The 18,780-nt window shown below is 64.7% G+C and carries 17 protein-coding genes; 10 read left to right on the top strand and 7 right to left on the bottom strand.

The window, feature by feature from the left end; genetic code table 11:
• Positions 1-129: 129 nt before the first annotated feature.
• A complete protein-coding gene (locus U5782_RS11495; RefSeq protein ID WP_322043916.1) occupies positions 130-672 on the bottom strand; it encodes a single-stranded DNA-binding protein in 543 nt (180 codons plus the stop codon).
• 160 nt (positions 673-832) lie between these two features.
• Positions 833-2,005, bottom strand: coding sequence for an MFS transporter (locus U5782_RS11490; protein WP_322043976.1), 1,173 nt, complete (start codon positions 2,003-2,005; stop codon positions 833-835).
• 270 nt (positions 2,006-2,275) lie between these two features.
• Between U5782_RS11490 and uvrA the strand changes: the two genes are divergently transcribed.
• Together uvrA and U5782_RS11480 are read left to right on the top strand one after the other, a co-directional pair.
• Complete coding sequence (uvrA, locus tag U5782_RS11485) at positions 2,276-5,176, top strand: excinuclease ABC subunit UvrA (RefSeq protein ID WP_322043915.1); 2,901 nt, start codon at positions 2,276-2,278, stop codon at positions 5,174-5,176.
• Positions 5,177-5,254: 78 nt separating this feature from the next.
• A complete protein-coding gene (locus tag U5782_RS11480; RefSeq protein ID WP_322043914.1) occupies positions 5,255-6,352 on the top strand; it encodes an AI-2E family transporter in 1,098 nt (365 codons plus the stop codon).
• 72 nt (positions 6,353-6,424) lie between these two features.
• On the opposite strand, the gene purU is transcribed toward U5782_RS11480, so the two are convergent.
• The 5 genes from purU to U5782_RS11455 form a co-directional block, all read right to left on the bottom strand.
• A complete protein-coding gene (gene purU, locus U5782_RS11475; protein ID WP_322043913.1) occupies positions 6,425-7,294 on the bottom strand; it encodes a formyltetrahydrofolate deformylase in 870 nt (289 codons plus the stop codon).
• A 64-nt stretch (positions 7,295-7,358) separates the two neighbouring features.
• On the bottom strand, positions 7,359-8,216 hold the full coding sequence (locus tag U5782_RS11470) for an NUDIX hydrolase (protein WP_322043912.1): 858 nt from the start codon (positions 8,214-8,216) through the stop codon (positions 7,359-7,361).
• A gap of 54 nt (positions 8,217-8,270) precedes the next feature.
• Positions 8,271-8,897, bottom strand: a complete 627-nt coding sequence (locus U5782_RS11465) for a LysE family translocator (RefSeq protein ID WP_322043911.1) — start codon at positions 8,895-8,897, stop codon at positions 8,271-8,273.
• Positions 8,898-8,912: 15 nt separating this feature from the next.
• Positions 8,913-9,479: an adenine phosphoribosyltransferase gene (locus U5782_RS11460; RefSeq protein WP_322043910.1), complete on the bottom strand. Its 567-nt coding sequence runs from the start codon at positions 9,477-9,479 to the stop codon at positions 8,913-8,915.
• Between the two features lie 69 nt (positions 9,480-9,548).
• Complete coding sequence (locus U5782_RS11455; protein WP_322043909.1) at positions 9,549-11,549, bottom strand: cation:proton antiporter; 2,001 nt, start codon at positions 11,547-11,549, stop codon at positions 9,549-9,551.
• Positions 11,550-11,821: 272 nt separating this feature from the next.
• Between U5782_RS11455 and kdsD the strand changes: the two genes are divergently transcribed.
• The 8 genes from kdsD (at position 11,822) to ptsN (ending at position 18,722) form a co-directional block, all read left to right on the top strand.
• On the top strand, positions 11,822-12,808 hold the full coding sequence (gene kdsD, locus U5782_RS11450) for an arabinose 5-phosphate isomerase KdsD (RefSeq protein WP_322043975.1): 987 nt from the start codon (positions 11,822-11,824) through the stop codon (positions 12,806-12,808).
• The gene (locus tag U5782_RS11445) at positions 12,808-13,374 is read left to right on the top strand and encodes an HAD family hydrolase (protein ID WP_322043908.1); all 567 of its coding nucleotides are present in this window, start codon (positions 12,808-12,810) and stop codon (positions 13,372-13,374) included. The genes kdsD and U5782_RS11445 overlap by 1 nt, the downstream gene beginning before the upstream one ends.
• Positions 13,371-13,970: an LPS export ABC transporter periplasmic protein LptC gene (gene lptC, locus U5782_RS11440; RefSeq protein ID WP_322043907.1), complete on the top strand. Its 600-nt coding sequence runs from the start codon at positions 13,371-13,373 to the stop codon at positions 13,968-13,970. The genes U5782_RS11445 and lptC overlap by 4 nt, the downstream gene beginning before the upstream one ends.
• Before the next feature lie 32 nt (positions 13,971-14,002).
• Positions 14,003-14,695 (top strand): lipopolysaccharide transport periplasmic protein LptA, encoded by a 693-nt coding sequence (gene lptA, locus U5782_RS11435; RefSeq protein WP_322043906.1) that lies wholly within the window; start codon positions 14,003-14,005, stop codon positions 14,693-14,695.
• Positions 14,696-14,715: 20 nt separating this feature from the next.
• The gene (lptB, locus tag U5782_RS11430) at positions 14,716-15,483 is read left to right on the top strand and encodes an LPS export ABC transporter ATP-binding protein (RefSeq protein WP_322043974.1); all 768 of its coding nucleotides are present in this window, start codon (positions 14,716-14,718) and stop codon (positions 15,481-15,483) included.
• 312 nt (positions 15,484-15,795) lie between these two features.
• On the top strand, positions 15,796-17,313 hold the full coding sequence (locus U5782_RS11425) for an RNA polymerase factor sigma-54 (protein ID WP_322043905.1): 1,518 nt from the start codon (positions 15,796-15,798) through the stop codon (positions 17,311-17,313).
• 177 nt (positions 17,314-17,490) lie between these two features.
• Positions 17,491-17,847, top strand: coding sequence for a ribosome hibernation-promoting factor, HPF/YfiA family (gene hpf / locus U5782_RS11420; protein WP_027815676.1), 357 nt, complete (start codon positions 17,491-17,493; stop codon positions 17,845-17,847).
• 419 nt (positions 17,848-18,266) lie between these two features.
• Positions 18,267-18,722: a PTS IIA-like nitrogen regulatory protein PtsN gene (ptsN, locus tag U5782_RS11415; protein ID WP_027815677.1), complete on the top strand. Its 456-nt coding sequence runs from the start codon at positions 18,267-18,269 to the stop codon at positions 18,720-18,722.
• The last annotated feature ends 58 nt before the right edge of the window (positions 18,723-18,780 follow it).

Genomic DNA, 18,780 nt, shown 5'->3' with positions numbered 1-18,780 from the left:
CAGGGAGAAACAGCTTAGGGAGGCCGCGCTGGCGCCTGAATCGGACGAATACGAAAAACGCCCTTGCAGCGGCCGGCTGCAAGGGCGTTTTGATCAGGCTACTGCGGGAGGTACTGCGCGGGTGAGCGCTTAGAACGGAATATCGTCGTCCATTTCGTCGAAGCCGCCACCTGCGGGCGCGCTCGGACGGCCACCGCCGCTCGCGCCGCCACCGCTCGAACGCGGAGCGCCACCGCCGCCGCTGTTGCCACCTGCGGCACGGCCACCGCCGCGCGGCGCGCTGTCACGGCTGTAACCGCCGTCATCGCCCATGTCGGCGCCTGCCGACGCGCCGCCGCTGCGGCCGCCCAGCATCTGCATCTGGTCTGCGACGATTTCCGTCGAGTAACGGTCCGTGCCGTCCTGCGCCTGCCACTTGCGCGTGCGGATACGGCCTTCGATGTACACCGACGAACCCTTCTTCAGGTATTCCGAGACGATCTCGGCCAGACGGCCGAAGAACGCCACACGGTGCCATTCGGTCATTTCCTTGAACTCGCCGGACGCCTTGTCCTTGTAGCGGTCGGTCGTCGCGAGGCGGATGTTCGCCACGGCGTCGCCGCTCGGCAGATAGCGCACTTCCGGCTCGGCGCCGAGATTGCCGACGAGGATCACCTTGTTCACGGATGCCATGAAATTCTCCTGTTGATTCAGTTGCGAGGAGCGGCCGCGCCCGCGTTGCGCCAGGCGCACGCATCGCAGTCATTGTGCGACTGCCGGGCACGGATTGCCTCCGCGAAATGTGTGTTGCCGCGAAACGCGTGCGAGTGCGCGCGTTCGCTTCGAGTCAGATTCAGGCCCGCTTGACTTCAGCGCGCTTGGGCGGGGCCTTCATGTTGGCCGCGATTATAAGCCAGCACGCCACCAGCCCCGAGCACGTGTAGAAAACCGCGCTCGCGCCGTCGTGCTTGAGCATCCAGCCGCCCACCACGCCGCCCAGCGCAAGGCCAATCGACTGGGTGGTGTTGTAGACGCCCGTGGCCGCGCCCTTGCGGTTGCCCGGCGCGAGCTTCGACACCAGCGAGGGCTGCGACGCTTCCAGAATATTGAAGCCGAGGAAGTAGACGAACAGAACGGCCGCCACGATTGCAATGGTATGCGCAAGCGAGCCCAGCAGCAGCTGGCCGATCAGGATAAGCCCAATGGCCGATACCACCACCGCCTTCATCTTGCCCTTCTTCTCCGCCGCGATGATGGCAGGCACCATCAGCACGAAAGACAGGCCCATCACCGGCAGGTAAATCTTCCAGTGCGAGGCAACCGGCAGGCCTGCGTCCACGAGCAGACGCGGCACGACGAGGAACAGCGCCGTCTGCGTGGCATGCAGCACCAGCACGCCGAAGTTCAGGCGCAGCAGTTCGACGTTGTGCAGGACTTCGGAAAACGGCGCGCGCACGTGAACCGGCTTGGGCGCATCGGGCACCACCCACAGCACCACGCCCACGGCGAGGATCGAGAACACGCCCACCAGCGTGAACAGTCCGCTCATGCCGAGCCAGTGGAACACGATGGGCGCGCCCACGATCGCCACCGCGAAGGACATGCCGATCGAGCCGCCCACCATCGCCATGGCCTTGGTGCGGTGCTCTTCGGAAGTCAGGTCGGCGATGAAGGCGAGCACGGCCGACGACACCGCCCCCATGCCCTGGATCACCCGGCCGACGATGATCCACGTCATGTCGTGGGCGCCCGCCGCGACGAAGCTGCCGATCGCGAAGATCACGAGGCCGGCGGCGATCACGGGCTTGCGTCCGACCTTGTCGGAGATCCAGCCATAGAAGATATAGAGCAGGGACTGCGTGACACCGTAAGCGCCCAGCGCGATGCCGACCAGCAGCACGTTGTCACCGCCGGGAATGGTTTTCGCGTAGACCGAAAACACCGGCATGATCATGAACAGGCCCAGCATGCGCAGCGCGAAGATCGCGGCAAGCGACACAGTCGCGCGCACTTCGGGCGCGCTCATGCGTGAAGAAGTAGCGGGAGAGTTGGAGGACATCGGAGCGTTTTATGATTAGGCCGCCGCTGCCCGCCGGTCGTGCACGCGCATTGGCGCCGACCGTGGCCCGGCGATTGCCCGGGTCGCATGCAAGAGCTGTCGATTCGCTTGCAGGGTCCTCGGGCGAGCGTGTAAGACACACGTCAGGACCCTTTCAAAGACCGTCAGCAAGCCGTAACGGCGGTCTGGAAAAGTCGTTATAGTAGCAGGTTTAGCCTCCCTCTCTCCCGCAGGTTCATGGAACAGATCCGTATCCGTGGGGCCCGAACCCACAACCTGAAGAACGTCAATCTGGACCTGCCGCGCCACAAGCTCGTGGTGATCACCGGGCTGTCGGGCTCGGGCAAGTCCTCACTGGCCTTCGACACGCTTTACGCGGAAGGCCAGCGCCGTTACGTGGAAAGCCTGTCGGCCTACGCGCGCCAGTTCCTGCAACTGATGGAGAAGCCCGACGTCGACCTGATCGAGGGTCTGTCGCCGGCCATCTCCATCGAGCAGAAAGCGACCTCGCACAATCCGCGTTCGACGGTCGGCACGGTCACCGAAATTCACGACTACCTGCGACTTCTTTACGCACGTATCGGCACGCCGTTCTGCCCGGACCACGAGATTCCGCTGGAGGCGCAAAGCGTCTCGCAGATGGTGGACGCCGCGCTCGCGCTGCCCGAAGACACCCGGCTGATGATCCTCGCACCCGTGGTCGTGGACCGCAAGGGCGAGCACGCCGAACTCTTCGACGACATGCAGGCGCAGGGTTTCGTGCGCTTTCGGGTGCGCTCGGGCGGCGGCACCGCCAACGAGGGCGAGGCGAAGATCTACGAGGTCGAGTCGCTGCCCAAGCTCAAGAAGAGCGAGCGCCACACCATCGACGTGGTGGTGGACCGCCTCAAGGTGCGGGCGGACATGAAGCAGCGCCTGGCCGAGTCGTTCGAGACCGCGCTGCGTCTGGCCGAGGGCCGCGCCGTCGCGCTCGAGATGGACACGAACAAGGAGCATCTCTTCAGCTCGAAGTTCGCCTGCCCGATCTGCTCGTACTCGCTGCCGGAGCTGGAGCCGCGCCTGTTCTCGTTCAACAACCCGATGGGCGCGTGCCCGGAGTGCGATGGCCTCGGCCAGATCACCTTCTTCGATCCGAAGCGGGTCGTCGCGCATCCGTCGCTCTCGCTCGCCGCGGGCGCGGTGAAGGGCTGGGACCGGCGCAACCAGTTCTACTTCCAGATGCTGCAGAGTCTCGCGGCGTTCTATGACTTCGATATCGACACCGCGTTCGAAGAACTGCCCGAGAAGGTGCGCAAGATCCTGCTGTACGGTTCGGGCAAGCAGGAGATCCCGTTCTCGTACATCAACGAGCGCGGCCGCACCTCGGTGCGCGAGCACGTGTTCGAAGGGATCATCCCGAACCTGGAGCGCCGCTACCGCGAGACCGATTCGTCCGCGGTACGCGAGGAACTGTCGAAATACCAGAACAACCAGGCCTGCCCGCACTGCGAAGGCACGCGCCTGCGCCGCGAGGCGCGCTTCGTGCGCATCGGCGCGGATGCCGACGCACGCGCCATCTACGAAGTGAGCGGCTGGCCGCTGCGCGACACGCTCGGCTACTTCCAGACGCTGCGCCTCGAAGGCGCCAAGCGCGAGATCGCCGACAAGGTGGTCAAGGAAATCGTCGCGCGGCTGATGTTCCTGAATAACGTCGGGCTCGATTACCTGTCGCTCGAACGCAGCGCCGAAACGCTCTCGGGCGGCGAAGCGCAGCGCATTCGCCTCGCTTCGCAGATCGGCTCGGGTCTCACGGGCGTGATGTACGTGCTCGACGAGCCGTCGATCGGCCTGCACCAGCGCGACAACGACCGCCTGATCTCCACGCTCAAGCATCTGCGCGACCTCGGCAATTCGGTGATCGTGGTCGAGCACGACGAGGACATGATCCGCATGGCGGATTACGTGGTCGATATGGGGCCGGGCGCAGGCGTGCATGGCGGCATGGTGATTGCTGAAGGTACGCCCAAGGAAGTGGAACAGGATCCGGCCTCGATGACGGGCCAGTACCTGTCGGGCGCGCGTCGCATCGACTACCCGGACGAGCGCAAGGAAGCCGACGAGCGCCACCTGCGTATCGTCGAGGCCTACGGCAACAACCTGAAGCACGTCACGCTCGATCTGCCGGTGGGCCTGCTCACCTGCATCACGGGCGTCTCGGGCTCGGGCAAGTCCACGCTGATCAACGACACGCTGTACCACGCAGTCTCGCAACATCTGTACGGATCGTCGGCGGAACCGGCGCCGTTCGAGGCGATCGAGGGGCTGGAGCATTTCGACAAGGTCATCAACGTCGACCAGTCGCCGATCGGCCGCACACCGCGTTCGAACCCGGCCACCTACACGGGCCTCTTCACGCCCATCCGCGAACTGTTCGCGGGCGTGCCGGCGGCCAAGGAGCGCGGCTACGAATCCGGCCGCTTCTCGTTCAACGTGAAGGGCGGGCGCTGCGAAAGCTGCCAGGGCGATGGCGTGCTGAAGGTGGAAATGCACTTCCTGCCCGATGTCTACGTGCCCTGCGATGTCTGCCACGGCAAGCGCTACAACCGCGAGACGCTGGAGATTCAGTACAAGGGCCGGAACATCAGCGAAGTGCTCGACATGACGGTCGAGCAGGCCTACGAGTTCTTCAAGGCGGTGCCGGTGGTGGCGCGCAAGCTCAAGACCTTGCTGGACGTGGGTCTGGGCTATATCCGCCTGGGCCAGTCGGCCACCACGCTCTCGGGCGGCGAGGCGCAGCGCGTGAAGCTGTCGCTGGAATTGTCGAAGCGCGATACGGGCCGCACGCTCTACATCCTCGACGAGCCGACCACGGGTCTGCACTTCCACGATATCGCGCTGCTGCTGGAAGTGATCCACCGGCTTCGCGATCAGGGCAATACCGTGGTGATCATCGAGCATAATCTCGATGTCATCAAAACCGCGGACTGGGTCATCGACATGGGCCCCGAAGGGGGCGCGGGCGGCGGCCAGATCGTGGCGCAAGGCACGCCCGAGCAGGTGGCGAAGTCGAAGGCAAGCTTCACGGGCCGCTATCTCGCGCCGCTACTCAAGGGCGCGAACGGCGAAGTCGCGGCGCTCGACACGGCGTCGGGACAATAAGCAGTCAGGAAGACTGCGGACACAACGGGACGGGGGCGCACACGCGCCCCCGCGGTCTGGAGACGGAATACACGCAACATGGCCAAGCGCAACGAAGCGACCGACGCGACGCAAGACAAGCAACAAGTGCGCGATCTGCGGCCGAGACCCGTCAGGCTCACGAGCGACATGAGCCTGCCGAAGCTCTCGGCGGTGGAGATTGGCAGCTATATCGCCGCGCTCGGCGGTATGTGGGCGGTGCTGCATCTGAACCTGCTCGGCGCGCTGCTCGCCGGCATGCTCGTCTATCAGCTCGTCCACACCATTTCGCCGCTGATCGAGCGGCGCATGTCGAGCAGCCGCGCGCGCTGGCTCTCGGTGGTGCTGGTGTCCATCGTGATCGTCGGCGTGCTCACGGGTCTCACGGTGGGCGTCATCGAGCAGTTCGAAAACGATGTGCCTAGCGTGCAGAAGGTCATGGCGCAGATGATGACCTTCGTCGATCAGGCGCGCGGGCGCATTCCCGACGCCGTCGCCGCCTATCTGCCCGTGGACGTCGCGCAGATGAAGCTCAAGGCGCTCGCGCTCATGCACGAGCACGCTACACAGCTCGGCCAGGGTGGCAAGAACGCCGCGCGCATCCTCGGGCATATCGTGATCGGCATGATCATCGGCGCGATCATCGCGATTGGCGCGCAGAAGAACGCCACGCGGCTGCCGCTCTCGACCGCCTTCGTCGCGCGCGTGGCGCGCTTCGCGGATGCGTTCCGCCGCATTGTGTTCGCACAGGTGAAGATTTCGGCGATCAACACGGTGTTCACGGGCCTGTTCCTGCTGCTCGTGCTGCCGGTGTTCCATGCGCCGCTGCCGCTCGCGAAGATGCTGGTGGTGGTGACCTTCGTGGTGGGCCTGTTGCCGGTGATCGGCAACCTCATTTCGAACACGCTGATCGTCGCCATCGCGCTCACGGTGAGCCTGCCCGCGGCCGTCACGGCGCTGGCGTTCCTGATCGTGATCCACAAGCTCGAATACTTCCTGAACGCGCGTATCGTGGGTGGCCAGATCGAGGCGCGCACGTGGGAACTGCTGATGGCGATGCTGGTGATGGAAGCGGCGTTTGGCATTCAGGGCGTGATCGCCGCGCCGATTTTTTACGCGTATATCAAGCGTGAGCTGATTTATTTGCGGCTGGTTTGAGTCGCGCGCAGTTCAATGAAAAATGGCCCCTTCCGGGGCCATTTGTCTTCACAGCAGCGCAAACCACCCAGATCAGCGGAACACCACCGTCTTGTGCCCGTTGAGCAGAATGCGATGCTCAACATGCCACTTCACCGCGCGCGCGAGCGTCACGCACTCCACGTCGCGGCCGATCGCTGTGAGTTGGTCCGGCGTCATGTTGTGATCCACGCGCTCGACTTCCTGCTCGATGATCGGGCCTTCATCGAGGTCGGACGTCACATAGTGCGCCGTCGCGCCGATCAGCTTCACGCCGCGGTCGAACGCCTGGTAGTACGGCTTCGCGCCCTTGAAGCTCGGCAGGAACGAGTGGTGAATGTTGATCGCGCGGCCTTCGAGCGCGCTGCACAGTTGCGGCGACAGAATCTGCATGTAGCGCGCGAGCACCACCAGATCGGCACCCGCGTTGTTCACCACGTCCAGCACGCGCGCTTCCTGCGCGGCCTTGTCCGCTTCCGTGCCGCCAAGCAGCGGGAAGTGATGGAACGGGATGTTGTAGCTCGCCGCCAGCTGATAGAAGTCCTTGTGATTCGAAATGATCGCGGGGATTTCGATCGGCAACTGGCCGGTGCGGTAGCGGAACAGCAGGTCGTTCAGGCAATGGCCGATCTTCGAGACCATGATGACGACGCGCGGCTTCACGTTCGCGTCGTGCAGCTCCCAGCGCATGCTGAACTCATCCGCGAGCGGCGCGAACGCTGCGCGCAGGCCTTCGAGGCCTGGGTCGCCGCCCACTTGCTGGAAGTGCACGCGCATGAAGAACTCGCCCGTGTGGCTGTCGCCGAACTGGGCCGAATCGAGAATGTTGCTGCCGCGCTCGAACAGGAAACCCGACACGGCATGCACGATGCCAGGCCGGTCGGCGCACGACAGTTTGAGAATGAAGCTGTGATCGGTCGACATGACCTTGGTAACTCCCGTCATTTCTTTCTGATTCAAAAGGGCTAGTTAAAAACCCAACGCCCTTTCACAGCGTCGGTGGTTCGAAGATCGCGGCAATGCCTTCGCACGCGTCTTCGTCGATCCATTGGCGGCGCAGCAGCAGGTCGAGCGTCGCGAGGCTCGCGTCGACCGTCATGCGCCCTTCCTCGATCCAGCGCGCGGCTTCGTCGATGCGCGCGAGGCGATGCTCGCCCACTTCGCCATCCTGATTGTGCGGCACGAAATCGTGTGGCAGCACGAGGTCGTAGACAAAGATCTGCTCGGCCTGGGTGCCCTCGGGCAGCGACTGCAGAACATGCACGGTGCGGCCCGGCGTGGCGCGCGCGGCCAGTTCGGCAGCGATGCCCGCCTCTTCCCAGCATTCCTTGGCCAGCGTCGCTTCGACGCCCAGGCCCCAGCCGATGCCGCCCGCGACGACATTGTCGAGCATGCCTGGATCGGTCGCCTTGGTGTCGCTGCGGCGCGCGATCCAGAGTTGCGGCGCGCTGGCCGCATATTCTACGACGCCATTCAGATGCACCGCCCAGGTCATCGTGCCGAAGAAACGCGAGGCGGCGCGCTCGATATAGGCGAGCGGCGGTGCGTCGAACGCATTGCGGATCGCGTAGGTTTCGTCGCGCCAGCCCGGAATGCGGCCCTCGGCGGCAAGCGCGCCGATCACCGAGCCGAGCGCGGCGCTGCGCGCCGTCACGTTGTCGAATTGCGCGTCGAGCGTGACGCGCGCATCCGGGCCGGCATCGACGATCGTAAAGACGTCGGGCCAGCGCGCGAGCAGCGCGACGTCGGCGCGGCGAATCCAGCCCACGCGTTCGTCGCCGAAATGGAACGGCAGATGCGCGCTAACGTCGAAACGGCGCGCGTCGATGAGGCAAGGCAGGGTCATCCCGGAAAACTCCAGACTTCAGGCAACAAGCGAACAACAAGCGGCCAACGAGCGTTAGTCGCGCAGCGCAATGCGCATGCCGATGGCGATAAAGGTGAGGCCAGCCAGACGGTCGAGCCACACGCCCGCACGCGGCCGGCGCTTGAGCCAGCCGCCGATGGTGCCCGCGCACAGGCCGAACACCGAGAACACCACGACCGTCTGCAACATGAAGACGAGACCCAGTTCGAGCATCTGCAACGTCACGCTCTGCGCGCCGCTTTGTGCCCCTTGCGTATCGACGAATTGCGGCAGGAACACCACGAAGAACAGCGTCACCTTCGGGTTCATGACGTTGCCGATCACGCTCTGGCGAAAGATCGTCGAGAGCGGCTGACGCGGGCGGTCACCGGCGGCGGCCAGGCCCTGGCTGCGCAACGCCTTCACGCCGATCCAGATCAGATACGCGGCGCCCGCGAGTTTGAGAATCTGGAACGCGTGCGGCGACGAGCGCAACACGGCGGCAATCCCGAGCGCGGCGAGCGTCGTATGGAACGTCACGCCCGCCGCGAAGCCGAGCGCGGCCACGAGGCCCGCGGCGCGGCCCTGGGAGATGCCGCGCGCGAGCACCTGGAGATTGTCCGGGCCGGGCGCGAAGGTGATGGCAAGCGAAGTCGCGAGAAAGAGCGCGAAGTTGGGCATGGCCGCTCCGTGGGATTAATGTCCGCCGAACGAGGTGATGGCGAAAAGCGGCAGGCCCGCTTCGGTGAGCAGCTTCGAGCCGCCCAGCTCCGGCAGGTCGATGATCGCCGCGCCCTCCACCACCGTGGCGCCCAGGCGCTCGAGCAGGCGCTTGCCCGCGAGCATGGTGCCACCCGTGGCGATCAGGTCGTCGACGATCACGACGCGGTCACCCTTGCCTACAGCGTCTTCATGGATCTCGACGGTCGATTCGCCGTATTCGAGCTTGTAGGTTTCGGACACTGTCTTGTACGGCAGCTTGCCGATCTTGCGGATCGGCACGAAGCCCACGTTCAGTTCATAGGCCACGATCGGGCCGATGATGAAGCCGCGCGCATCCAGACCCGCGATGCAGTCGAGCTTCATGTCCACGTAACGCTCGACGAACAGGTCGATCAGCACGCGCAGGCCCTTCGGATCGCCGATCAGCGGCGTGATGTCGCGGAACTGCACTCCCGGCTGAGGCCAGTCGGGCACCGTGCGGATCAGGCTGTTTACGAACTGCGCAGGATCGGCGCTCGCGTTCGCAGGTGCGTTGGACATGATTTCTCCGGGTAATGACAGGAATAAAGAAGCTGCGCAGATAAACGGGGCGGGACCCCGTTGGACCCTTCAGGCCGCCGCCGCGCCCGCCTTGCGATGGCGCGACAGACGCTCCTCGGCCTGCGCGAGCTGCTCGGGCAGGCCGCGCAGCACGACGATGTCGGCCTCGCGAAGCCGGGTCGAGGGATCGGGCTCCACGCCGCGAATGCCGTGACGGCGAATCGCCGTCACCTCCACGCCGAGGTCGAACAGGCCCAGCTCGTCGAGCGTGCGGCCCACGGCGTCGGCGCGCGGATCGACCGGTACGGATTGTAGCCGCACCTGCTCGTGACCGTCCTCGCCGGCATCGTCGGTGCCGTGGAAATAGCCCCGCAGGAGGCTGTAACGCTCGTCGCGCAACTCCTCCACGCGGCGCACGACGCGGCGCATCGGCACGCCCATCAGCACCAGCATGTGCGAGGCGAGCATCAGGCTGCCTTCCACGATCTCCGGAATCACCTCGGTCGCGCCCGCTGCGAGCAGACGTTCGAGATCGGCGTCGTCGACGGTGCGCACGATCACGGGCAGCGTCGGCTCCAGTTCGTGGATGTGATGGAGCACGCGAAACGCCGACTGCGTGTTCGCATAGGTGATCGCCACGGCCGCCGCGCGGTGGATGCCCGCCGCGACCAGCGACTCGCGGCGCGCCGCATCGCCGAACACCACCGATTCACCCGCCGCCGCCGCGGCCGCCACGCGGTCCGGGTCGAGGTCGAGCGCCACGTACGAAAGCCCTTCGTATTCGAGCATGCGCGCGAGGTTCTGCCCGGCGCGGCCATAGCCGCAGACGATCACGTGGCCGCTCTGTTTGATGCTCTGCGTGGCGATGCGCGTCATCATCAGCGACTGCTGCATCCATTCGGTCGAGGACAGACGCAGCACGATGCGGTCGGCGTTCTGGATCAGGAAGGGCGCGGCCAGCATCGAGAGCAGCATCGCCGCGAGGATCGCCTGAAGCAGCGTGGGATCGACCAGATGCTTGTCCAGAATGAGGTTGAGCAGCACGAAGCCGAATTCGCCGGCCTGCGCGAGCCCGAGACCGGTGCGCATGGCAACGCCCGGCGAGGCGCCGAAAAGACGCGTGAGCGCCGTGATCAGCACGGCCTTGAGCACGATCGGCGCGATCAGGAACGCGCCGACCATGAGCGGGTGCTGCCAGATCACATGCGGATTGAGCAGCATGCCGGTGGTCACGAAGAACAGACCCAGCAGCACGTCGCGAAACGGCTTGATGTCCTCTTCCACCTGATGTTTGTAGGGCGTCTCGGCGATCAACATGCCCGCGATGAACGCGCCCAGCGCGAGCGAGAGGCCGAATTTATCGGTGATGAACGCCGCGCCCAGCGTGACGAGCAGCACGTTCAGCACGAACAGCTCCTGCGAGCGGCGCCGCGCGACGATGGTAAACCAGCGCGTCATGAACTTCTGGCCGACGAACAGCAGGATGCCGAGCGCGAGCACGATCTTGATGGCGGCCATGCCGAGCGATTCGATCAGCGAAGTCGACGAGCCGCCGAACGCCGCGATCACGATCAGCAGCGGCACCACGGCCAGATCCTGGAACAGCAGCACGCCGAGAATATTGCGGCCATGCTCCGACTCGATCTCCAGCCGCTCCGCCAGCATCTTGCTGACGATGGCCGTGGACGACATGGCGAGCGCCCCGCCCAGCGCCACGCAGGCCTGCCACGTGATGTGCACCCACGGCTCGAGCGCGAGCCCGACCAGCAGCGCGACCGCGATCGTCCCCACGACCTGCGAGAGCCCGAGCCCGAACACGGCGCGCCGCATCGCGCGCAGCTTGGAGAGCGAAAACTCCAGCCCGATCGAGAACATCAGGAACACGACGCCGAATTCCGCCAGATTTTGCGCGCCTTCCGTGTTCGGCACGATGCCGAGCGCACGCGGCCCGACCAGAATGCCGACCGAGAGGTAGCCCAGCATCGGTGGCAGGTTCAGGTAACGGAACAGCACGACGCCGACCACCGAGGCGAGCAGCAGAAACAACGTCATTTCCAGCGGGGAGATCATCGTGTGAAGCGTCCTCGTTCTTATGCGTTGCCGAAAGTGCGTCTCGAATGCGCGTGACCGGCGGTGAAAAATTTGCCCACGCCGGTCGGGTCCATGATCGGCGCAAACGATGCGAATTGGGAAGTGCCGCGGATGGACCGCGGGGGCGTCCGAAAGAACGCCCAAAGGGTGATCAAAGGGTGCTGCCGGGGGAAGCCGAGGCAATGAAAACCAGCGGCTCGCGGGCTGGGGGCGCCGGCGCGGCGCGCATACGCCTTTGCTATACTCCCCGGATGATAGCGAAAATCAATGGCGACCGGGCGCTGAAGCTCGCTCGCGACGTGCTCGACATCGAAGCTGACGCCGTGCGCGGGCTTCGCGACCGGCTCGACGACAACTTCGTCAGCGCGGTCGACCTCATCCTCAGTTGCCGCGGACGCGTTGTCGTTTCCGGCATCGGCAAATCGGGCCACATTGCCCGCAAGCTCGCGGCCACGCTGGCCTCCACGGGCACGCCGGCCTTCTTCGTGCATCCCGCCGAAGCGAGCCACGGCGACCTGGGCATGGTGACCGCCGACGACGTGTTTATCGGCCTGTCCAACTCCGGCGAATCCGAAGAGCTCGTGGCGATCCTGCCGCTCGTCAAGCGCATCGGCGCGAAGCTGATCGGCATGACGGGCAATCGCCCGCAATCGACGCTCGGCAAGCTTTCCGATGTCCATCTGGACGCAGGCGTCGAAAAAGAAGCCTGCCCGCTGAATCTCGCGCCCACCGCCAGCACCACGGCGGCGCTCGCGCTCTCCGACGCGCTCGCGGTCGCCGTGCTCGACGCACGCGGCTTCGGCGCCGACGACTTCGCGCGCTCGCATCCGGGCGGCGCGCTCGGCCGGCGTCTGCTCACCTACGTGCGCGACGTGATGCGCACCGGCGAGGCCATCCCGAAAGTGCGCGACGACGCCACGGTGCGCGACGCACTGATGCAACTCACGGCGCGGCGCATGGGCATGACCGCGATCGTCGACACCAACGACCACGTCGCCGGCATCTTCACCGACGGCGACCTGCGCCGCGTGCTCGAGCGCGCGGGCGATTTCCGCGATCTGCCGATCGCCGACGTCATGACCAAGGGCCCGCGCACCATCGGTCCCGATCAACTTGCCGTCGAAGCCGTGGAACTGATGGAGCGCCATCGCATCAATCAGATGCTGGTGGTGGACGCCGAAGGCGTACTCATCGGCGCACTCAACATGCACGACCTGTTCTCCAAAAAGGTGATCTGATGGCGGCTTCCGGCCTTGATGCGAATGCGCGCGCCGCGCGTGTTCGACTGATGATTTTCGACGTCGACGGCGTGCTCACCGACGGCGGCCTGCTGTTTACCGGCGCGGGCGACACCATGAAGGACTTCAATTCGCTCGACGGCCACGGCGCGAAGCTGCTGCGCGAAGCCGGCATCGACACGGCCATCATCACCGGGCGCAAGTCCGAGATCGTCGCCGTGCGCGCGAAAGAACTGCGCATCACGCATCTGTATCAGGGCGTCGAGGACAAGCGCGTCGCGTTCAAGCAACTGCTCGCCGAAACCGGCTTCACGCCCGAACAATGCGGCTATATGGGCGACGACTGGCCCGATCTCGCCGTGATGCTCCAGTGCGGCTTTGGCGCCGCGCCGGCTAATGCGCACACAGAAGTGCTCGCGCGCGCCCATTGGGTCACCGATAAAACCGGCGGCCACGGCGCCGTGCGCGAAGTCACCGACCTGATCCTGCGTGCCCAGGGCCACTACGACGCGATGCTCGCGGCGGCCTGCGCGGCTGAATCGCCGGACGCCGGGGCATCCCGATGAACCAGAAGTTCCGCCTCACCTCGCTGATTCCGATCGTCTGCGTGGCATTCCTCGCCGGCTTCACCTGGTGGCTGTTCCAGGCCGTCAAGCCGCACGAGAACGAGGCGGCGCCGCGTCCGCTCACGCATTCGCCGGACTATTTCGCCGACAACTTTTCGGTGTCCGAGCTCGACCAGTCGGGCGCGACGCAGTACCGCCTGACCGCCACCCACATGGTGCATTACGAGGACGACCAGGACAGCGACCTCACGATGCCCGCGGTGCGCGCGTTCCAGCCCGGCAAGCCGGTCGTCACGGCCACGGGCAAGCGCGGCACGGTCAACGCCGACGCATCGATCGTCAATCTGTACGACGATGCACGCATCCTGCGCGCGGCCGGCTACGGCGACCCCGAAATGCAAGCTGATTCCGAGCATTTCCGCGTGCTGGTGAACGACGATGTGATCCTGACCGAAAAGCCGGTTAAACTTCGTCGCGGCCTGTCGGTCATGACGGCCACCAACGGCATGAACTACAACAACGTCACCCGGGTCATCCAGCTCTACGGCAACGTCCGCGGCGCGATCGCCCCGGCTGATTCCGGCGGCTCGTCCTGATCCCCCGGGCCGTCCACGCAAGGCTTGATTGCATGAACGATTTGCTTCCCCGTCCCTTGTCCGGCCTGCCGCGCGCCGAGCGCTGGCGCCGCGCCGCGTTCGCGACGCTGGGCGCGCTCGCCCTCGCGCTGCCGCTCGCGGGCTTCGCCCCGGCGGCACACGCCGAACGCGCCGACAAGGACAAGCCGCTCAACATCGAAGCGGACAACATGACCTATGACGACCTCAAGCAGCAGACCATCTTCACCGGTCACGTGGTCGCCACCAAGGGTACGATCCTGATCAAGGCCGACAAGCTCGTCGTCACCCAGGATCCGCAGGGTTACCAGTACGCCACCGGCACCGTCGCGCCGGGCACGCCCGCCGCGAACCTCGCCTACTTCCGCCAGAAGCGCGAAGGCCTCGACGAGTACGTCGACGGTACGGCCGAGCGCATCGACTACGACGGCAAGCAGGACCTCACCACGCTCACGACGCGCGCGACCGTGCGCCGCCTGCAAGGCCTGTCCACGGTGATGGACCAGGTCCACGGCAGCGTCGTGACCTATGACGGCCAGAACGACTTCTATACTGCGAAGTCGGGTTCGGACGTCGCGGGTCCGGGCAATCCGAAGGGCCGTGTGCGCGCGACGCTGTCGCCGCGCAACGGCGGCGCGCAGCCGCTCACGGGCTCCCCGGCCACGCTCGCGCCCTCCACGAAGATTCAGGAAGCGCCGCAACAGTGAACATCGCCACCGCCTCCCCCATCCATCAGCGCCCGGCCGCGGGCAAGACGAGTTCGCTCGTCGTGCGCAACCTCAAGAAGCGCTATGGCTCGCGTACCGTGGTCAAGGACGTCTCGCTCGACGTGAAAAGCGGCGAAGTGGTCGGGCTGCTCGGTCCGAACGGTGCGGGCAAGACCACCTCGTTCTACATGATCGTGGGGCTCGTACCGCTCGACGCGGGCGAAATCGACCTCGACGGCCAGTCCATCAGCCTTTTGCCGATCCACAAGCGCGCGGCGCTCGGCCTGTCGTATCTGCCGCAGGAAGCTTCGGTGTTCCGCAAGCTCACCGTGGAAGAGAACATCCGCGCGGTGCTCGAGTTGCAGAAGGACGAAAACGGCAAGAGCCTGTCGAAGGACGCCATCGCGACGCGCTCCGAAGCGCTGCTCGACGAACTCCAGATCGCGCATCTGCGCGAGAACCCGGCGCTCTCGCTGTCGGGCGGCGAGCGCCGCCGCGTGGAAATCGCGCGTGCTCTGGCGACGGACCCGAGCTTCATCCTGCTCGACGAACCGTTCGCGGGCGTGGACCCGATCGCCGTGCTCGAAATCCAGAAGATCGTGAAGTTCCTGAAGCAGCGCAATATCGGCGTGCTGATCACGGACCACAACGTGCGCGAAACGCTCGGCATCTGCGACCACGCTTACATCATCAGCGACGGCACCGTGCTCGCGTCCGGCGCGCCTGGCGAGATCATCGAGAACGAAAGCGTGCGCCGCGTCTATCTCGGCGAACACTTCCGCATGTAATACGGCCACCCGGGCGCAGCGCGCGCCCGGAACCGGCTTGTCGTCCCCTGGCGCCAGCTTCTGCCTCGCGCCCCACGCTTCCCCCTGAGTTTTCCGTTGTGTTTGCCCGCCGCTGCGCGTGAGCGCGATGCGCTATCGTGAGTGCGCGCAGCGCGCCCTGCGTTGCACGCTCGACCTGCCTGCGCCCCGCTGTTTGCGCACCAAATTCGCCCCTGCAGCCGTGGCGGCACCATGGCGGGGCACGCGCGTTTTCGCGGATGTCGCGTGGTATCGCACGCGTGGCAAACTCTTTACAATGAATCGCACATTGCCATGAAAGCCAGCCTCCAACTCCGCCTCTCGCAGCATCTTGCGCTCACGCCGCAACTGCAGCAGTCCATCCGGCTGCTACAGCTGTCGACGCTCGAATTGCAGCAGGAGGTCGCCACGGCGATCTCGCAGAACCCGCTGCTCGAGAACGAAGACGACTGGATCGCAAGCCCGCTGCGCGTCGCCGCGGACGGCTCGCTCATCGCCCAGCCGCCGCAGCCCTCGGGCGCGGAGCCGATGCAGGGCGCAAGCAATGGCACGAGTTCGTCGAGCAGCGAGCGCGAAAGCGGCGATGGCGAGCCGCGCAGCGTGGACGACTACGACGGCCTCGGCGGCGACGCCAACGGCGACTCGAGCCAATGGAACCTCGACGACTACGGTCGCTCGGGCAGCGCCTCCGACGACGACGACCTGCCGCCGCTGCAAATTCACGAATCCACTACCACGCTGCGCGATCACCTGATGGCGCAACTGCGCGAAACGAATGCGAGCCCACGCGATCGGGCGCTCATTACGTTCCTGATCGAATCGCTCGACGACGACGGCTACCTCGGCACGACGTGCGAGGAAATTCTTGCCGATATCCCGGAAGAACTCGATGTCGATGGCGACGAACTGAACGCGGCACTCGCCTTGCTGCATAGCTTCGACCCCGCCGGCGTGGGGGCGCGCTCCGCTTCCGAGTGCCTCAAGCTACAGCTGTTGCGCGTCAATTCGTCGCCAACGCGCACGCTTGCGCTCGAGATCGTGTCGAACCATCTGGAACTGCTCGCGGCGCGCGATTTCACTCGCTTGCGCAAGCAACTGAAGACCGGCGACGACGAACTGCGTGACGCGCATGTGCTGATCCGCTCGCTCGAACCGTTCCCGGGCGCGGCATACGGCAAGGCCGAAGCCGACTACGTGGTGCCGGACATCATGGTGAAGAAGACGGGTCAGAACTGGTTCGCAGAACTGAACCCCGAAGTGGTGCCCAAGCTGCGCATCAACCATCTTTACGCGAATATCCTGCGCAACAACCGGGGGGACCCGGGTAGCGGCTCGCTGCGCCAGCAGTTGCAGGAAGCGCGCTGGCTCATCAAGAACATCCAGCAGCGCTTCGAAACGATCCTGCGCGTGGCGCAGGCTATCGTCGAGCGTCAGAAGAACTTTTTCGTGCACGGCGAGATCGCCATGCGCCCCTTGGTTTTGCGGGAGATTGCTGATACGCTGGGCCTACACGAATCAACTGTCTCGCGTGTGACAACCGGTAAATACATGCTGACTCCGTTCGGGACACTTGAATTTAAGTACTTCTTCGGATCGCATGTATCAACGGACACGGGAGGCGCCGCATCGTCTACCGCGATCCGTGCGCTCATCAAGCAACTCATAGGAGCCGAGAACACCAAATCCCCTCTTTCGGACAGCCGCATTGCTGAACTGTTGGCTGAACAGGGTTTCGTGGTTGCGCGACGGACCGTCGCGAAATACCGCGAGGCGCTGAAGATTCCAGCGGTCAATTTGCGCAAGTCTCTTTGAGCCTGTTCCGGCCTTTACGGAGCAGGCGTTTTCCGGCCGCAACGCCAGTTGGCGGACATGGCCGGCCGCGCTAGTCGTTCGTAGCAGGCCTTTCGGGGAGCCTCACGCATCGGCAAGTCAGTCGACCGGCACAGCCGCGCTTCACGCGTCACGCGGCCATCAGCCTGGAGAAGCACTATGAATCTGAAGATCAGTGGACACCATCTCGAAGTAACGCCAGCGTTGCGAGAATATGTGATCACCAAACTGGACAGGGTGCTAAGGCATTTCGATCAGGTCATCGATGGCAATGTGGTCCTCTCGGTCGACAACCACAAGGAAAAGGACAAGAGACAGAAGGTTGAAGTGAACCTTCATCTGAAAGGCAAGGATATCTTCGTTGAGAGCTGCAATGGCGACATGTATGCCGCCATCGATCTCGTGGTCGATAAACTCGATCGCCAGGTTGTGCGTCACAAGGATCGCGTGCAAGGACATCAACACGAAGCGCTCAAGCATCAACCGCAAGTTCAGATCGAACTGCCGCCGCAATGATGCGATGAAGGCGCGACAAGCGATTCGGGGCTTTCGATACGGCCCCGAATCAAAGCGGATCCACCGCTTGATTCACTTCGAATCCCAACGCGCCAACGAAGCCGCCCCCAAGGGCGGCTTTTTTGATGACTGTCTGCTGGACGCGTGCGGCATCGAACGGTGTTTTCGGGTGCAACCGTGCAACAATGGTTGCGCCAATGCATGGCGCATCGCACCATCGGCCAGTACGCTTGATCTATAATGGTCCAGTCGCTTTCGGGGTATCACGTCCCCACGGTCCCGGCTCCGCGCTGGTTGTGCCAATCGAGGCGCCGGCCACGCACGCATCGTCAGGTGCGCCCAGGCATGTATGCCTTGCGCATCCGTCGTGTGGTTTGTCGGGGTGAGGAGCATTTCAGGCCACGTTTTCGCCTGCCAACATGAATCGTTTAGCCAAAATACTTCCCATCGAGAACGTCGTCGTCGGCCTGTCCGTTACCAGCAAGAAACGCGTATTCGAACAAGCTGGCCTGATCTTCGAAAACCAGAACGGCATCGCTCGCAGCACGGTTACCGACAATCTGTTCGCGCGTGAGCGCCTCGGCTCCACCGGTCTCGGTGAAGGCGTGGCGATCCCGCACGGCCGCATCAAGGGCCTGAAGCAGCCGCTCGCCGCGTTCGTGCGTCTTGCCGAACCGATCGCCTTCGAGGCGCCGGACGGCCAGCCCGTGTCGCTGCTCATCTTCCTGCTCGTGCCCGAACAGGCCACGCAGCAGCATCTTGAAATCCTGTCCGAGATCGCCCAACTGCTGTCGGATCGCGAAACCCGCGAGCGCCTGCACACGGAAGAAGATCGCGAGACGTTGCATCGCCTGCTCACCCAGTGGCAACCTTGATGTAGTGCGACGTTCGCGCCTGCGTTGCGCTTGCCTGGCTCTCGCAGCCGGTGAGTGC

This window comes from Paraburkholderia sp. J67 (assembly GCF_905220265.1).
Classification (GTDB): domain Bacteria; phylum Pseudomonadota; class Gammaproteobacteria; order Burkholderiales; family Burkholderiaceae; genus Paraburkholderia.
This window is presented reverse-complemented; position numbering and strand designations above follow the sequence as displayed.

Excerpts from the sequence above, each read along its gene's own strand:
- U5782_RS11495 (WP_322043916.1), bottom strand. The coding sequence starts at position 672 with ATGGCATCCGTGAACAAGGTGATCCTCGTCGGCAATCTCGGCGCCGAG.
- U5782_RS11490 (WP_322043976.1), bottom strand. The coding sequence starts at position 2,005 with ATGAGCGCGCCCGAAGTGCGCGCGACTGTGTCGCTTGCCGCGATCTTC.
- uvrA (WP_322043915.1), top strand. The coding sequence starts at position 2,276 with ATGGAACAGATCCGTATCCGTGGGGCCCGAACCCACAACCTGAAGAAC.
- U5782_RS11480 (WP_322043914.1), top strand. The coding sequence starts at position 5,255 with ATGGCCAAGCGCAACGAAGCGACCGACGCGACGCAAGACAAGCAACAA.
- purU (WP_322043913.1), bottom strand. The coding sequence starts at position 7,294 with ATGTCGACCGATCACAGCTTCATTCTCAAACTGTCGTGCGCCGACCGG.
- U5782_RS11470 (WP_322043912.1), bottom strand. The coding sequence starts at position 8,216 with ATGACCCTGCCTTGCCTCATCGACGCGCGCCGTTTCGACGTTAGCGCG.
- U5782_RS11465 (WP_322043911.1), bottom strand. The coding sequence starts at position 8,897 with ATGCCCAACTTCGCGCTCTTTCTCGCGACTTCGCTTGCCATCACCTTC.
- U5782_RS11460 (WP_322043910.1), bottom strand. The coding sequence starts at position 9,479 with ATGTCCAACGCACCTGCGAACGCGAGCGCCGATCCTGCGCAGTTCGTA.
- U5782_RS11455 (WP_322043909.1), bottom strand. The coding sequence starts at position 11,549 with ATGATCTCCCCGCTGGAAATGACGTTGTTTCTGCTGCTCGCCTCGGTG.
- kdsD (WP_322043975.1), top strand. The coding sequence starts at position 11,822 with ATGATAGCGAAAATCAATGGCGACCGGGCGCTGAAGCTCGCTCGCGAC.
- U5782_RS11445 (WP_322043908.1), top strand. The coding sequence starts at position 12,808 with ATGGCGGCTTCCGGCCTTGATGCGAATGCGCGCGCCGCGCGTGTTCGA.
- lptC (WP_322043907.1), top strand. The coding sequence starts at position 13,371 with ATGAACCAGAAGTTCCGCCTCACCTCGCTGATTCCGATCGTCTGCGTG.
- lptA (WP_322043906.1), top strand. The coding sequence starts at position 14,003 with ATGAACGATTTGCTTCCCCGTCCCTTGTCCGGCCTGCCGCGCGCCGAG.
- U5782_RS11425 (WP_322043905.1), top strand. The coding sequence starts at position 15,796 with ATGAAAGCCAGCCTCCAACTCCGCCTCTCGCAGCATCTTGCGCTCACG.
- hpf (WP_027815676.1), top strand. The coding sequence starts at position 17,491 with ATGAATCTGAAGATCAGTGGACACCATCTCGAAGTAACGCCAGCGTTG.
- ptsN (WP_027815677.1), top strand. The coding sequence starts at position 18,267 with ATGAATCGTTTAGCCAAAATACTTCCCATCGAGAACGTCGTCGTCGGC.